The organism is Rhizobium laguerreae (assembly GCF_002008165.1).
GTDB classification, from domain to species: domain Bacteria; phylum Pseudomonadota; class Alphaproteobacteria; order Rhizobiales; family Rhizobiaceae; genus Rhizobium; species Rhizobium laguerreae.
Window position 1 is genome coordinate 213396 of sequence record NZ_MRDM01000017.1, and the last position, 14720, is coordinate 228115.

Sequence of the window (14720 nt, forward strand, 5' to 3'; positions counted from 1 at the left end):
TTTTCGTTGACGGACTTGCATTGCCAAGCTTGGCGACGCATGCAAGTTTCGCTCCCTGGAGCTGGACATGCTCCGGGTTCGGAGGAGCATCATGGATATCGTCACGCTTCTGGCTTTTGCAGCCGTTTCTTTTGTCGGCATCGCGACGCCCGGGCCAACCGTGTTGTTGGCGCTGACCAACGGTTCTCGGCATGGCCTGCGCCGGGCAGTTGCTGGCATGATCGGCGCGGTGCTGTCCGATTTCGTGCTGATCGGCGCCGTCGCGATCGGGCTCGGTGCGCTGCTCGCTGCATCGGAATTCTGGTTCTCGATGCTGAAATGGGCGGGTGCCGCCTATCTCGCTTTTCTCGGCATCATGTTGCTGCGCTCGAAGGGCACGATCGATGCGGCGTTGAAGTCTGGAGCGCCTGCGGGCGCGACTTCGCCCTTCTCGATCGGGCTGAAGAGCTTCATGGTCGCGGCGACCAATCCGAAGGGCTACCTGTTCTTCTCAGCCTTCCTGCCACAGTTCATCGACCCGACCCTGTCGCAGGTAACGCAATACACGTTGCTCGCGCTGGTCTTTGCCGCGCTCGATTTCCTCATCATGTTCGGCTACGCCTTCTTCGGTTCGCAGGCCGTGCGTTTCCTCAAAACCTCCGGCGCCATGTGGCTGGAGCGGGCCTGCGGTGGCGCGCTGCTGGCGCTTGCCGGCTCGCTGGCATTTTATCGTCGGGCAACCGTCTGAGTTCAGGGGCGAGCCAGGGATAGGTGACCGACGCGATAGGCCCGCGTATGCTCGCCGATTTCCGGAACCTCGCGCCATAGCTTGAAGCGTATTCGCGTCCATGTCGTCGGTTCGAAGCCGGAGACGGAGGCGAGCGCGCCTGTTGCCATATCTGCATCGGCCTCCGCGCTGTTGGCCCCGCGGAGATCGATGAGCGGCGCATAGGATTCCGTCTGCTGGATATCACAGGTGGCGAACTTGGCTGCGGCGATATCAGGCGAGATTTCGGCCTGCCAGACGATCCAGGTTTTGACCTGCGGCCAGCCGAAGGCGCCTGTTAACGCCTCAAACCCAGGACCGCAAAGGAAGTCGCTTACCCCTTCCGGCGTCTGCCAGAGGTAGAAGGGCGCGTAGAGGTTTTCGCGACTGCCAAATTCACTTTTGCGCGCTTTGAGATAGGCCTTGAAACCGAGATTGGGAAAGCCGTCGAGCAACGGTCCCTTGTCGCGGATGCGGCGGCCGATGATCGACATGTCGTAATCGGCTGGCAGGGTGAAGCTGTACTGCATGGCAATCATTGCCGATCTCCGATTGCACGAAGCCGCCAGTCGGGGTCGGTCATCTGGGCAATGCCATTGCCGAAGGACCAGTCTTCCGGTGTACTGGTGCTGATGACGATCATCACGTCCTCGGGCCGGAGGCCCGGTGACTGCGCCAAGAGATCGGCGAGCCGCCGATAGAGCGCCGCCTTCATCTCGACGGTGCGAGGCCTGCCGATCGTGATCGAGATATAGACGAAGTCGTCCGAGCGCGGGCCGGCGAGATAGCTGCGGTCGAAGATCAATTCGTTCCCGTCATGCTGATGAATGGCCTGGAAGCGGTCGTTTTCGGGCACGTCGAAGGTCTCGACTAGGGCGCGCTGGATGCTGTCGGCCAGTGCCATGAGGTAGTCCGGCGACTTGCCTTTGTGAAGGGAAATGCGAACGAAGGGCATCGGGATCTCCATGGTTCAGACCGCGGTCGGCCTTGACAGCAGAACCATCGCACGGCACGATGATGCTGAAAATCAGAATTTTATGGATAAACGGTCCTGAAAATCGGGATAATTCAATGCGACGGACGATCTTCGATCTCGACGTGCTTCGAACCTTTTCGACCGGCATGGAGCTTGGCAATTTCGCCAAGGCGGCCGCGCGGCTCGGCCGTTCGACCTCTGCAGTCAGCGCGCAGCTGAAGAAGCTGGAGGAGCAGGCGGGTACGCCGATCTTCCGCAAGGCGGGGCGCGGGCTGGCGTTGACCGATGCCGGCGAGACGATGCTCGGTTATGCCAGGCGGCTGCTGGAACTCAACGACGAGGCGGCAGCAGCCGTCAACAGCGTCGAGCTGGAAGGCTGGGTGCGGCTCGGCCTGCAGGAGGATTTCGGTGAGAGCCTGCTGCCTGATGTGCTCGGCCGCTTTGCGCGCGCTCATCCGAAGGTCCGCATTGAAGCGCGGGTGGTGCGCAATGCCGAGCTGCTCGAGCGCGTCACTTCGGGCAAGCTTGATCTGGCGCTTGCCTGGAGCGATGGCACGCTGACGGCGCATTGCGAGCGGGTCGGCGAAGTGCCGATGCGCTGGATCGGACCTGCCGAGGGGCAGCCGTGCTGGCAAGCCGTAAGCGGCGAGCCGATACCACTCGCTTCGCTGGAGGCGCCGTGCCTGCTGAGGAATGCAGCGACCAAGGCACTTGATGAGGCGGGCATTTCCTGGCGGCTCGCCTTCGTCAGTCCCAGTCTCGGCGGTCTCTGGGCCGCGACAGCGGCAGGCCTCGGCCTCACCATCCGCACGCCGATCGGCCTGCCGGCGAAGGTCCGGCCGCTGGCGCCGGAGACGATCGGCCTGCCGGATTTGCCGAAGCTCGGTCTGGTCCTGCATCGGGCGGAAGCCGAACCGCAGCCGGCTGCCGCCCGGCTTGCCGAGCTCGTGCTTCAGTCGGTGCATGGCGCGCTGCGCGAGGTGTCGGCTTGACATCTCCGGATTGACCCCTCGGGCGCAAGCCTGTAGCCTCGAACTGCTATGAAGATGTTCACCCTCAATATCGCTTCGGTCTTCTTCTTGAGCCTCTAAGGGCTCTGCCTTCGGGCATCAGAAGATGCGGCCGCTGACAGCCTTCGTGGCTGTGCGTTGCCGTGAACTGTAACCACCCTGCATCTGGCCAAGGAAAGAGCCAGCAGGTTTGGCGATAGAGAGATTTTTCATGACAGCAGATGTTTACCCGCCGGCACTGAGTGCCGCGCAGATCGAGCGATTCATCGATGACGGTTTCGTCAGGATCGACGACGCTTTTCCCCGCGAATTGGCCATGGAAGCTCGTGCCATCATGTGGCGCGATATTCCTTTCGATGCGGATGATCCAAGGACGTGGACGCAGCCCGTCGTGCGGCTTGCCGGTTATGGCGGCGGGCCTTTCGAGAAAGCCGTCAACATGCAGGTATTGCATTCGGCCTTCGACCAGCTCGTCGGCAAAGGACGCTGGGTGCCGCGCAATGGGCTTGGCAGTTTCCCGGTGCGCTTTCCCCATCGCGATGATCCAGGCGATGCCGGATGGCATGTCGACCTCAGCTTTCCCGGCGAGGATTCCAATCCGGATGAGCAGCGGGACTTTTCCGCCTGGCGGGTGAACATCACCTCGCGCGGCCGGGCGCTGCTGATGCTCTTCCTGTTCTCAGATGTCGGGGAGGAGGACGCGCCGACCCGGATCCGCGTCGGATCGCACAAGGATATCGCCCGCCTTCTTGAACCGGCGGGCGATGCAGGGATGGCCCACCTCTGGCTGGAGCGTGTCGGGGAGGAGCGGCCGCTGGCGTTGGCGACAGGACGGGCTGGCACGGTCTATCTGTGCCATCCGTTCCTCATCCATGCAGCGCAGATGCACCGCGGCAAGCAGCCCCGTTTCATGGCGCAGCCGGGCCTTGCACCTTCCGAACCACTTCGGCTCGAACGGGAGGACGGCGCCTATTCGCCGGTCGAGACGGCGATCCGCCGGGCGCTTCAAGAGCGGTAACGAGAACAGGATGCGTCCTGCCGTCGCAGGCTGGATGTATCACATCTGCAGCTCCTGCAGGGCGGCGCGCCGAATTGCCTGCGGCGGCTGGCCGAAAGCGCGAAGAAAGGCGCGGCGCATGCGCTCGCGATCGGCAAAGCCTGTTTCGCGGGCAACGACATCGATCGGGTGGCGGCCCTGCTCCATCATCAGCCGGGCCGCTTCCAACCGCAGGTTCTCGACGGCCTTGGCCGGCGATTGGCCGGTTTCAGCGCGGAAGGCGCGGCTGAACTGGCGGGGGCTAAGATGGGCCGCTTCCGCCAACTCCTCGACTGAAAGCGCCGATTTCAGATTGCTGCGGGCGTGGGCGAGCGCCTTCTGGATGCGGTCCGATTTGGGCTCCAGTTCCAGAAGGGCGGAAAATTGTGACTGGCCACCGGCGCGGCGGTGATAGACGACAAGCATGCGGGCAACGGCGCGCGCCACTTCAATACCTTGATCCTTCTCGACCATCGCCAAAGCCAGATCGAGACCGGCCGTCATGCCGGCGGACGTCCAGACGGAACCGTCGATGATGAAGATCCGGTCTTCCTCCATCTTTATTTTGGGATAGCGGCTTTGCAGTTCGCGCGAGACATACCAGTGCGTCGTTGCGCGGCGTCCGTCAAGGATGCCGGCTTCGGCAAGAAAGAAGGCGCCGGTGCAGATCGAGGCCAGGCGACGTGTGGCGGGCAAGGCGGCGCGGACGAAGTCGGTTTCCGCCGCATTCGGCAGTCTGATGCCGGGCGCTCCCGCCACGATCAGCGTGTCGAGGGCTAGGTCCCCAAAGGCCTCCGTCTCCATCGCCATGCCAAGCGAGTTGGCAATTGGCCCGCCATGTTCGGAGAGATAGTGGACCTCGTAAACCTTTTCCTCGAGTTCGATATTGGCGAACTCGAAGGCCGAGACGGCAGCCAGGCTCATGATCTGGAAGCCGGGATAGAGAAGAAAGCCGACGTGCTGCATGACCATCGCGTCCTGAAATGATTATGTCCTGAAAGGTGGTATATATGACATTTGAGACATTCGCAATCGGACGTAAAACTCTCCTCAAGCGCAGGGCATCGGGCCGGCGTATTCATGGAGACGGATCATGACACAGGAACATAAGGGCACGGCTCTGGTAACCGGCGCATCCTCGGGCATCGGCGCGATCTATGCCCATAGGCTGGCGAAGCAGGGTTACGATCTCATCATCGTCGCCCGCAACGGCGAGCGGCTGCAGGCGCTGGCAAGTCGGTTGAGTGATGAGACCGGACGGACCGTCGAGACTGTCGTCGCCGATCTCGGCAACAGGGCCGGCCTAGCTCGCGTCGAACGCGTGCTGAAGGAAGATCGGAGCATCACACTTCTCGTCAACAATGCCGGTTTCGGCGGGACGGCGCCGCTGCTTGCCGCCGATGTCGACAAGATGCAGGAAATGATCGAACTCAACGTCACGGCGCTGATGCGGCTGACCTATGCCGCTGTTCCTGGCTTCGTTGCGCGTGGCGGCGGTACGATCATCAACATTGCGTCTATTGTCGCGATCGCACCGGAACTCTTGAACGGCGTTTATGGCGGTACGAAAGCCTTCGTGCTCGCCTTCAGCCAATCGCTGAAGCATGAGCTGGCGGAGAAGAACATTCGCATCCAGGCAGTTCTGCCCGGTGCCACGGCAACGGAATTCTGGGGCATTGCCGGCACGCCAGTCGAACACCTGCCCAATGAGATCGTAATGTCGGCGGAGGATATGGTCGATGCGTCGCTCGCAGGCCTCGGGCAGGGCGAATTCGCGACCATTCCGTCGCTCGAGGATGCCGGTCTGCTTGCCGCCTATGAGCAGGCGCGCGAGGCGCTGATGCCGAACCTGTCTCGCAGCGTGCCGGCGAAACGCTACAAGATCGCCTGACCTTAAAAGATAGAAACCATCCGCTGCTACTGCTGCGGATGGTCAACGGCGTTCATTTGCAACGATATTTAGCCGAACCGTTCCAGAGCCATGGCGAAGATATCGGCATCGACATTGCCGCCCGAGGTGACGGCGACGATCGTGTCGCTTTCCAGGGCGTCGCCATGGAAGAGGGCGGCGGCAAGCGCCACGGCGCCGCCGGGCTCGACGACGATCTTCAGCCGTGTGAAGGCGAGCGCCATGGCGTGCAGTGCCTCCTCGTCGGTGACGACGATGCCGGCGCCGGCGAGACGCTTGAGGATCGGGAAAGTGATATTGCCGGGTTGCGGCGTGACGATTGCATCGCAGATCGAGCCTGATACCGACGTGTTGCGTTCGATCTTGCCGGAGGCGAGCGAGCGGGTGGTGTCGTCGAAATCCTTGGGCTCGCAGGGGCGGACGCGAAAGCCGGGGGCGCTCGCTTCGAGGGCGAGCGCAATGCCTGAGGTCAATCCGCCGCCGCCGCAGGGAACGAGAACTTCGGCTGATGTCACGCCTTCCTCTTCCGCCTGTTCGGAGATTTCGAGACCGGTCGTGCCCTGACCGGCGATGACCAGCGGTTCGTCGAAGGGCTTGATCAGCGTCAGGCCGCGCTCGGCCGAAAGCCTGGCGCCGATCTCGTCGCGATCCTCATTGACGCGGTCGTAGAGCACCACTTCGGCGCCGAAGGCGCGGGTGTTGGCAATCTTCAGCTTCGGCGCATCGCTCGGCATGATGATGACGGAGGGGATATTGTGCAGCTTGGCCGCAAGCGCAACGCCCTGGGCGTGGTTGCCGGAGGAGAAGGCGATGACGCCCTTCGAACGCACCGCAGCATCGAGGCCGGAGACGGCCGACCAGCCGCCGCGAAACTTGAACGAGCCGGAATGCTGCAGACATTCCGCTTTCACGAACAGACGCCGGCCGGCAATCTCATTCAAAAAAGGAGAGGAGAGAAGCGGCGTGCGCCTTGCATGACCGCGCAGACGGGCGCGGGCTGCGACAATCATTTCAATGCTGGCCATTCGGGAATCTTTCTGCTTGCGGGTTCGCCCATGCATAGGGCGCGGCAGGCCAATTGTGAACGGCGACTTTGTCACGGTGACATGAATGGTGCCACCGCTGCTTCTCGAGCCGCGTTGCGCTTCCGCCGACCGTTTGATCAGGCGATCCCGAAGCGTCAGTAGCCGCTTGCAGACCCTTCCGTTGCGCGGCTGTCCATGGCGCCGTTATACCGGGCGCCGCCGCCCTTAGCGATGGCGGCAAGGCTCTTGCCGCCGACGAGGATGCCGGCGGCCTGGCCCCATTGCGGCGTGTCGTTGCCGCCGTCGAAGCTGTAGCCCATGGCGGCGAGCGTCTTTTCCGTATCCGGCGAAAGCGCATAAGGTTCGAGAAAGACCTTGTCGGGCTGCCATTGGTGGTGGAGACGCGGGGCATTGACCGCCTGACTGATATCCATGCCGAAATCGACGACATTGAGGATCGCCTCCAGCGTGATGGTGATGATGCGCGAGCCGCCGGGGCTGCCGATGACCATGAAGGGCTTGTCGTCCCGGGTGACGATCGTCGGGCTCATCGAGGAAAGCGGCGTCTTCTTCGGGGCGATGGCATTGGCCTCGCCCTGCACCAGTCCGTAGAGGTTCGGCACGCCGGGCTTGGAGGTGAAGTCGTCCATCTCGTTATTGAGCAGCACACCGGTGCCGGGCGCTACGACCGCGGCACCGAAGGAGCCATTCAGCGTATAGGTGACGGCGACCGCATTGCCCTCGTCGTCGATGATCGAATAATGCGTGGTCTCGGTGCTTTCCTTGCCGCCGAGCGGCTTCAGGTTCGCCGAGGTGCCGGCCTTGTAAGGGTCGATCTTGGCGGCGATCTCCAAAGCATACTTCTTATCGAGCAGCTTTGTGATCGGGTTCTCAACGAAATCGGGATCGCCGAGTGCAGCATTGCGGTCGACATAGGCATAGCGCATCGCCTCGACCATGATGTGCACGGTTTCGGCCGAGTTATAGCCGAGATAGGAAAGCGGATATCCTTCCAGAACGTTGAGGATCTCGCAGATGATGACGCCGCCGGAAGACGGCGGCGGCGAGGAGATGATGTCGTAGCCGCGGTAATTGCACTCGATCGGCTTCAGCTCGCGCACGGCATATTGCTCAAAATCCTCCTTGGCGAGGATGCCGCCCTTGGCCTGGCTCGCCTTGACGATCGCCTCGGCGGGTGCCGACTTGTAGAAGGCGTCGGGACCTTTTTCGGAAATGCCTGCAAGGACTGCGGCAAGATCCGGCTGCTGGAGTTTTTCGCCGGATGCATAGGGTTTACCATCCGCTTTCAGGAAGATCTTTGCCGTGGCTTCATCCTTGGCGAGGCGTTTGGCGTTGCTGGCGAAACTTGCCGCGTCGCCCTGTTCCAGCGTGAAACCTTCCTTGGCGAAGCGGAGTGCCGGCGCGATCAGTTCTTCGCGCGACTTGGTGCCGTATTTCTCGCGCGCGGTCTCGAAGCCCATGACGGAGCCCGGCACGCCTACGGCAAGATACCCGTCGAGGCTGGCACGCGGCACGATATCGCCCTTGGCGTCGAGATACATCGTCTTCGTTGCGGCAAGCGGCGCGCGTTCGCGGAAATCGAGGAAGGTCTTGGTGCCATCCTTCAGGCGGATGGTCATGAAGCCGCCACCGCCGAGATTGCCGGCCGAGGGATAGACAACCGCCAGCGCATAACCGACGGCGACCGCCGCATCGACAGCATTGCCGCCGCCTTTCAGCACCTCGACGCCGACATCGGTCGCCAGATGCTGGGCGGTGACGACCATGCCGTGCTCGGCTTCGACGGGTGCAGGCGAGGCGGCAAAAGCCGAGGTCACGCTCAGCGACAATGCTGATATGACGGAGATCGTCCCGATATGCAGGCGGCCCATGATTTCCCCTCCTATGGACAATGATGGAAAAACATATGGGACTGCCTGGGCCCGAGGCAATGCAAGGGGTTGGCTTTAAATCATGTCGCGTAAAACTGTGCAGCGGCTTGCGACAACGACCTGCGTAAAAACAAAACCTAAAGCGTCAGCAGTTCGGTGAGTTTCCGGTGTGTCGGCGTTATCGAGCGGTGTATCGACGATGATCCTTATCTTCGCCGGCTGGGTCAGCGTCAGGTCGGTCGAAGGACATGCGGCCCTTGGCCGGATAGTTATACATTTCAACGTGCTACAGCGTATTTTGCGCGTCTGAAAAGACACGCGGCGCAGCAGGCGCCAGCGCGGCTGCGGCCCTCTGATCGCGAGAGGCGGCGGCAAGCCTCTCCTCGGCTCTGCGGGCAATTGCCTGCAGGTCGCGCGGCTTGCCTGATATCTTGTCAATGGCGGCGACGGCGACATCGGTTGCGAGATAATCCGGCTTGTGGCCGACGCCGCGAACGGTAATGAGCTCGGAGCCTGATATATCGCGGGCAAGGCCGCGTGAATGCAGGTGTTCCCAGACAATCTCGTCGCGGTCGCCCGTTATGATGACGGTCGGCGCGGTGATCTGCGAATAAAGCAGCGACTGCTCCTTCACATAGGCGAGCAGTCTTTTGAAATCGGCGGCATTGTTGTGGAAGGCGCTGGGGCGCAGCACCAGCGACGGACCGGTTTTTTCGATGTAGTCGGCCGGGCGAGGGTTGGGGCGGAAGACATTCAGCGTGCCGCGCTCCAGCCGGCTGAGCCCGAGCGGCACAACGATTGCGTGAGTGAAGAGCCAGCCGACGATCGGCACGGTTGCCACATGATAGTACCAGTCGATGCCGCCCGGCCATGGATGGGTGGCGGGCGCGAGGAAGAGCAAGCCGGCGGTCTTGTCAGGATGGCGCAGGCCGAAGGCGGCAGTGATCGCGCCGCCGAAGGAATGGCCGACGATGATCGCCTTCCCGATGCCACGCTTCTCCATCAGCCTGGCGATTGCATCTGCCTGGCCGGAGGGGACGGCGTTCTCAGGGCCGCCGCGTTCGGAATAGCCGTGACCGGGACGATCGACGAACAGCATTTCCGCCCGGCCTTCGAGCGCGGCACGAAAGGCGACGACCTGATCGAGCAGATTGCCGCTGGCGCCGTGGATGAAGACCAGCGCCGGCAGATCCGCATTTTCGGGACGCTCGACGTGGACGGCATTCATGCGGAAGCCGCCGACATCCGTCAGTTCGCCGATATTCGGATAGGCGTGTTCGAATTGCCGCGCCTTATATGTGGAGTAACCGATGGCGGCGGCGAGTGGGGCGAGAAGAGCGGAAACTTCTGCAAGCATGATCTCAACGAGCGATAATTGGGGGACGACCGGAGGCTGACAGCCGCCACATCATTCCCTCTCTATTCTAAAATTGTGCGCCACGATCCAACGTCAAGATGGCCGGCCGGGAATCAGGTGCGGTTGCCGGCAAGTTTTTCCGCAAGCGTGTTAGCCTGTTCCTGGGCGGTGCGTTCGGCGGGATAGATATCGAGAAAACGCTCCCACGCCTTCAAGGTCAGCTGGTCGTTGCCGGAATTGCTGAGGATCGCCGCCATGCCGGAGAGCGCACCGAAATGGCGCGGCTCGAGATCGAGCACACGCTCGATATCGGACATCGACTTGCGATAATTGCCCATGACGAAATTTAGCGTGGCGCGGCGGTTCCAGCTTTCGGCATAATCGGGCTTCAGCGCAATCGCCTCATCGAGGAAATCGAGGGCGGCGGGGTTGCGCTTTTCCTCGATCGCCTTGTCGGCCCACTGCATCAGCAGATTGACGGTGGCGCTACCGGAATCGTTCCATTCCATGCGGATTTCATTGGCGATGCCGCTGGCCTTTTCGGGATCGCGTTCACGCTTCAATTGGCTGAAGAGCTGGTCGAGGTGCTGCTTCGGCGAATTGTTAGTATCCGCCTGCTCGACGATGACGTCCTTTTTCGCCGTGGCGGCCGGCTGCTCCGCGGCGGTAGCCGGAAAGGTGGAGGCGAACAGGATGAGGGCGAGCGGCAGCGCCGCTGATGTCAAAGCAAAAAAGCGCATGGCGGACATATTAGCCCGCCAGCGCCGAAGATCAAACAAATTTGACGTGATCACCGCAGCGACCCACCGGATATATATGCCCGCGCAAACTCATACGCAGGGCGATCCGACGCGCGAAATCAGCCCTGACGAGCCTTGAAGCGCGGGTTCAGCTTGTTGATGATGTACATGCGGCCCTTGCGGCGAACCAGACGGTTGTCACGGTGACGAGCCTTGAGCGACTTGAGCGAATTCTTGATCTTCATTTTTCTGATCCGCGATCTCTATGGGGGAATTCACATTCGCCCGTATCTTTAACAATCAAAAGCGCGCCATCGGGCGCGCTGTTTAGGTGGGGAGCAGATACCCCGTCACCTTTTCCGTGTCAACCACATGAAGGTGTTTTTCCCAAGGCGCAGGGGTGTTTTCTCAGGCCAAAACCGGCGATTTCGGCGTCAGGGTGGTGACATGGCCCATCTTGCGGCCGGGGCGCCACTCGGTCTTGCCATAGAGATGAACCAGCGTATCGGGGCGCCGCAGCCAGTCGGGAACGGCAAGGATATCATCGCCGATCAGGTTCTGCATGACGCAGTCGGAATGGCGCTCGGCATTGCCGAGCGGCAGGCCGGCAACGGCGCGGATATGCTGCTCGAACTGGCTGACGACGCAGGCGGCTTCCGTCCAGTGACCGGAGTTGTGGACACGCGGCGCCATCTCGTTGGCGATCAGTCCGCCATCGGCAAGTACGAAGAATTCGATGCCGATGACGCCGACATAGTTCAATGCAGCAAGGATTTTCTCGGCCGATTGCCGCGCGGCGTCCGCTGCCGGCGCCGAGATCGCAGCGGGAACCGTCGAGGTGTGGAGAATGCCGTTGCGGTGGACATTCTCGGCGGGATCGAAGCAGACGACCGTACCGTCGGGGGCGCGGGCGGCGATGATCGAGACCTCACGCTCGAAGGCCACGAAGCTTTCGAGGATGAGCGGCACGCCGCCAAGTGCTGCATAGGCGCCATCCGGACTGTCTGCGGCCGAGCGGAAAACCTTCTGGCCCTTGCCGTCATAACCGAGACGGCGGGTCTTCAGCACGCCCTGGCCGCCGAAATCCTTCAGTGCCGTCTCGAGATCGGCCTGGCTGTCGATCGCATGGAAGCGGGCAGTGGTTATGCCGCACCCATTGAGAAAGCGTTTTTCGACGAGACGGTCCTGGGCGGCTTCCAGCGCCTTCGGCGGCGGATAGACGGACACGCTCGCCGAGAGCGTTTCGGCGGCTGCGACGGGCACGTTCTCGAATTCGTAGGTGACGACGTCGCAGATATCGGCGAGTTCGGCCAGTGCCAAGGGATCGTCATAGGCGGCGGTAATCTGCCGGTTGGCGAGCTGGGCGGCCGGACAGTCCGCCTGCGGCTCGAGGATGACCGTGCGAAAATTCAACCTGGCGGCGGCAATGGCCAGCATGCGGCCGAGCTGGCCGCCGCCGATAATGCCGATCGTTCTCGCCGTCATAGATCGTCCATCGGGTATTCGGCGACGGCAGCACTCTGGCGCTCGCGCCATTCGTCGAGCCGGTCGGCGATTTCTTCGTCGGAAAGGGCAAGCACGGCGGCGGCGAGAAGGGCGGCGTTGACTGCGCCGGCCTTGCCGATGGCGAGCGTGCCGACGGGAATACCGGCCGGCATCTGCACGATGGAAAGGAGGCTGTCCTGGCCGGACAGAGCTTTTGATTGGACCGGCACGCCGAAGACCGGCAGCGGCGTCATTGCGGCGGTCATGCCCGGCAGGTGGGCGGCGCCGCCGGCGCCGGCGATGATGACCTTGAAGCCCTCCGCACGTGCGCCCTTGGCGAAATTGACCAGCCGGTCGACTGTGCGGTGCGCCGAAATGATGCGCGCGTCATAGGGAATTTCCAGCGCCTCCAGCGTGTCGGCGGCGTTTTTCATGGTCTCCCAGTCGGACTGGCTGCCCATGATGATGGCGACGGGCGGTCTGTCTGTCATCGTTGCTGCTATTCCCTCTCAGGCGATGATGTCAGGGATGATCTGATCTTCCAGCTTGGAGAGCCTGTCCTTGATAACGAGCTTCTTCTTTTTCATGCGCTGGATCCGCAGAGCATCGCATCCGGTCTGAATCATGGCGTTGATCGCGGCGTCGAAATCCTCGTGCTCCTGGCGCAGGCGCGCCACTATGAGCCTGATTTCCGCCTGTTCCTGATCGGCCATATACATTCCCCGTTTATCGTCCTTGGACCTTGTCCGATCTGGCGATGATTTCCGCAAGCTCCTATCACCAAATACAGGTAACGGCTAGTTAGTCTTGATCATGAAATTGCCATGCAGTCTTCATCTTTTGGCCTTCGACAAGCCGTCAAAAATATGTCACAGTCCCGCCCGTTGACACCTTGATCCCCGACGATGTTGGCCGGGGAGGGTAAGAGGAAGGAAGGGTCATATGACTGTTCAAGCTCATCTTGAGTCACTCCAGAAAAAGCATGTCGCTCTCGAGGAGGAGTTGCACGCGCTCAGAACATCTCCCTCTATTTCCGATACGGAACTTGCCGAATGCAAGCGCCGCAAGCTGCGCATCAAGGACGAGATTCAGCGTCTTAAGTCATCCGTCCACTAATCTTCCCAAGGGTCGCCGGGCGATCATCTTGCGCAACAAGGTAAATCCATCCATTCCACCAAAAATTTGCAAGAACCGGTGATTTGACACCATATTTGCGCCAGTCCGATGCATCCGGCATCGTGGCTGGCGCATTTGCGTCTGTCACGTCTCACATCGCATCCTTATGATTCGCATCGTATCCCCAGATCTTACGGGAACATGCATCAGGCCCAGAACTGATCCAGCCACAAATTGAGCTTGTCGAAGCCACGGTTATTGACTGCATAGATGCGTTTGGTGCCTTCCGAGGTCACGGAAACGAGATTGCTGTCGAGAAGCGCCTTCAGGTGCTGCGAAACAGCAGGACGGCTGATCGGCAGGCCTTCGGCGAGCTCGTTGACCGTCCGTGGCGCGCGACGCAATTCCTCCAGCAGAAACCGCCGGTTCGGATCGGCAATCGCAGAGAAAGGGTCCGTGTTCGACATGGCGGGAACGCTACGTCAAACCGGCGGCACCAGCAAGGAAATTGTGCATTGCAGCGTGTTGCCGCAAAATTCCTTAAATCGAGATCGATCTAAGGAATTATGCAGCAATTCAAAGTGCTGCAGCGTCCTTTGCGCGCCTGAAGAGACGCGCGGCGCTGTAGGGCCTCTTACCAGCCAAGGCCCTCGCGCACGATCAGGAAGGCGGCGATCAGCGCCATTGCATACATGAAGGGATAGAAGATCTGTGGCTTCATGCGGCGCACGCACCAGGCGCCGGCGATGGTGGCGAGCGGGGCGAAGGGCAGAAGCGTTGCGGAGGTCGCAAGGTTCTGGGTGCCGAGCTGACCGAGCGCGAAATAGGGGATCAGCTTGATGGCGTTGAGGATTGCGAAGAAGCGCACGCTGGTGCCGGTATATTCACGTGGCTGTAATTTGAGCGGCAGGGCATAGATCTGGAAGGGCGCGCCGCCGGCATGGGCGACGAAGCTACCGTAACCGGAAAATGTGCCCCAGAGGTTGGCGGCCACCGGCCGTTGGCTGCGCGGCGGCACCACCTTGCCGGCGCCCGGGCCGAAATTGCTCCAGAAATAGCGCAGGCAGAAGAGGATGGTCACCGCGCCGATGACGATACGCAGCATGTTGCCCGGAACCAGCGCCGAGGTCGCCCAGCCCAGCGCAATGCCGATGAAGGCGCCTGGCAGCATGATCTTCAGCGTCGCCCAGTCGCCATGCTTGCGCCAGATGACAAGCGAAATCATGTCCATGAAGACCAGGATCGGCAGCAGGATGGCGGCCGCCTCGACCGGCGAGACGACGAGGGCGAGAAAGGGCAAGCCGATCAGCGACAAAGCGTCGCCCATGCCGCCTTTTGCGAGGCCCACCAGCAGAACGGCGGGCACGGCGGCGTAGTAGAATGACAAATCCTGCGGCATGCTTTCGACGTCCTCCTCTTGCAAGCCTCG

18 protein-coding genes are annotated in these 14720 nt (G+C 61.5%); 5 read left to right on the top strand and 13 right to left on the bottom strand.

Annotation, left to right across the window (positions count from 1 at the left end):
- Positions 1-91: 91 nt before the first annotated feature.
- Positions 92-727, top strand: a complete 636-nt coding sequence (locus BS630_RS24985; RefSeq protein ID WP_077979523.1) for a LysE family translocator — start codon at positions 92-94, stop codon at positions 725-727.
- Between the two features lie 2 nt (positions 728-729).
- Here the strand turns inward: BS630_RS24985 and BS630_RS24990 are convergent, their stop codons facing one another.
- Both BS630_RS24990 and BS630_RS24995 read right to left on the bottom strand, forming a co-directional pair.
- A complete protein-coding gene (locus tag BS630_RS24990; protein WP_077979524.1) occupies positions 730-1284 on the bottom strand; it encodes a DUF4865 family protein in 555 nt (184 codons plus the stop codon).
- A complete protein-coding gene (locus BS630_RS24995) occupies positions 1281-1700 on the bottom strand; it encodes a tautomerase family protein (protein ID WP_077979525.1) in 420 nt (139 codons plus the stop codon). The genes BS630_RS24990 and BS630_RS24995 overlap by 4 nt, the downstream gene beginning before the upstream one ends.
- 116 nt (positions 1701-1816) lie before the next feature.
- Between BS630_RS24995 and BS630_RS25000 the strand changes: the two genes are divergently transcribed.
- Both BS630_RS25000 and BS630_RS25005 read left to right on the top strand, forming a co-directional pair.
- A complete protein-coding gene (locus tag BS630_RS25000; protein ID WP_077979526.1) occupies positions 1817-2713 on the top strand; it encodes a LysR substrate-binding domain-containing protein in 897 nt (298 codons plus the stop codon).
- Positions 2714-2942: 229 nt separating this feature from the next.
- Positions 2943-3749: a phytanoyl-CoA dioxygenase family protein gene (locus BS630_RS25005; RefSeq protein ID WP_077979527.1), complete on the top strand. Its 807-nt coding sequence runs from the start codon at positions 2943-2945 to the stop codon at positions 3747-3749.
- A 39-nt stretch (positions 3750-3788) separates the two neighbouring features.
- Here the strand turns inward: BS630_RS25005 and BS630_RS25010 are convergent, their stop codons facing one another.
- The gene (locus tag BS630_RS25010) at positions 3789-4733 is read right to left on the bottom strand and encodes a GlxA family transcriptional regulator (RefSeq protein ID WP_077979662.1); all 945 of its coding nucleotides are present in this window, start codon (positions 4731-4733) and stop codon (positions 3789-3791) included.
- Positions 4734-4860: 127 nt separating this feature from the next.
- Between BS630_RS25010 and BS630_RS25015 the strand changes: the two genes are divergently transcribed.
- Positions 4861-5658 (top strand): SDR family NAD(P)-dependent oxidoreductase, encoded by a 798-nt coding sequence (locus tag BS630_RS25015; protein ID WP_077979528.1) that lies wholly within the window; start codon positions 4861-4863, stop codon positions 5656-5658.
- Positions 5659-5726: 68 nt separating this feature from the next.
- On the opposite strand, the gene BS630_RS25020 is transcribed toward BS630_RS25015, so the two are convergent.
- The 8 genes from BS630_RS25020 to BS630_RS25055 all read right to left on the bottom strand — a co-directional run bounded on the left by BS630_RS25020 (position 5727) and on the right by BS630_RS25055 (position 12888).
- Complete coding sequence (locus BS630_RS25020; protein ID WP_077979529.1) at positions 5727-6701, bottom strand: threonine ammonia-lyase; 975 nt, start codon at positions 6699-6701, stop codon at positions 5727-5729.
- Between the two features lie 155 nt (positions 6702-6856).
- The gene (gene ggt / locus BS630_RS25025; RefSeq protein ID WP_077979530.1) at positions 6857-8593 is read right to left on the bottom strand and encodes a gamma-glutamyltransferase; all 1737 of its coding nucleotides are present in this window, start codon (positions 8591-8593) and stop codon (positions 6857-6859) included.
- Between the two features lie 286 nt (positions 8594-8879).
- Positions 8880-9950, bottom strand: coding sequence for an alpha/beta fold hydrolase (locus tag BS630_RS25030; protein ID WP_077979531.1), 1071 nt, complete (start codon positions 9948-9950; stop codon positions 8880-8882).
- Positions 9951-10063: 113 nt separating this feature from the next.
- Complete coding sequence (locus tag BS630_RS25035) at positions 10064-10699, bottom strand: tetratricopeptide repeat protein (protein WP_077979532.1); 636 nt, start codon at positions 10697-10699, stop codon at positions 10064-10066.
- Positions 10700-10809: 110 nt separating this feature from the next.
- Complete coding sequence (gene ykgO, locus BS630_RS25040; RefSeq protein ID WP_003542835.1) at positions 10810-10935, bottom strand: type B 50S ribosomal protein L36; 126 nt, start codon at positions 10933-10935, stop codon at positions 10810-10812.
- Between the two features lie 163 nt (positions 10936-11098).
- Complete coding sequence (locus BS630_RS25045) at positions 11099-12175, bottom strand: 5-(carboxyamino)imidazole ribonucleotide synthase (protein WP_077979533.1); 1077 nt, start codon at positions 12173-12175, stop codon at positions 11099-11101.
- Positions 12172-12666, bottom strand: coding sequence for a 5-(carboxyamino)imidazole ribonucleotide mutase (gene purE / locus BS630_RS25050; RefSeq protein ID WP_011653459.1), 495 nt, complete (start codon positions 12664-12666; stop codon positions 12172-12174). The genes BS630_RS25045 and purE overlap by 4 nt, the downstream gene beginning before the upstream one ends.
- 18 nt (positions 12667-12684) lie before the next feature.
- A complete protein-coding gene (locus BS630_RS25055) occupies positions 12685-12888 on the bottom strand; it encodes a YdcH family protein (protein ID WP_003542832.1) in 204 nt (67 codons plus the stop codon).
- A gap of 229 nt (positions 12889-13117) precedes the next feature.
- Between BS630_RS25055 and BS630_RS25060 the strand changes: the two genes are divergently transcribed.
- Positions 13118-13291: a YdcH family protein gene (locus tag BS630_RS25060; protein ID WP_003542831.1), complete on the top strand. Its 174-nt coding sequence runs from the start codon at positions 13118-13120 to the stop codon at positions 13289-13291.
- A gap of 206 nt (positions 13292-13497) precedes the next feature.
- On the opposite strand, the gene BS630_RS25065 is transcribed toward BS630_RS25060, so the two are convergent.
- Both BS630_RS25065 and BS630_RS25070 read right to left on the bottom strand, forming a co-directional pair.
- The gene (locus BS630_RS25065; RefSeq protein ID WP_003552646.1) at positions 13498-13758 is read right to left on the bottom strand and encodes an ArsR/SmtB family transcription factor; all 261 of its coding nucleotides are present in this window, start codon (positions 13756-13758) and stop codon (positions 13498-13500) included.
- A gap of 167 nt (positions 13759-13925) precedes the next feature.
- Entirely contained in the window at positions 13926-14690 is a 765-nt protein-coding gene (locus BS630_RS25070; protein WP_077979534.1) for a sulfite exporter TauE/SafE family protein, read from the bottom strand.
- Between the last annotated feature and the right edge of the window lie 30 nt (positions 14691-14720).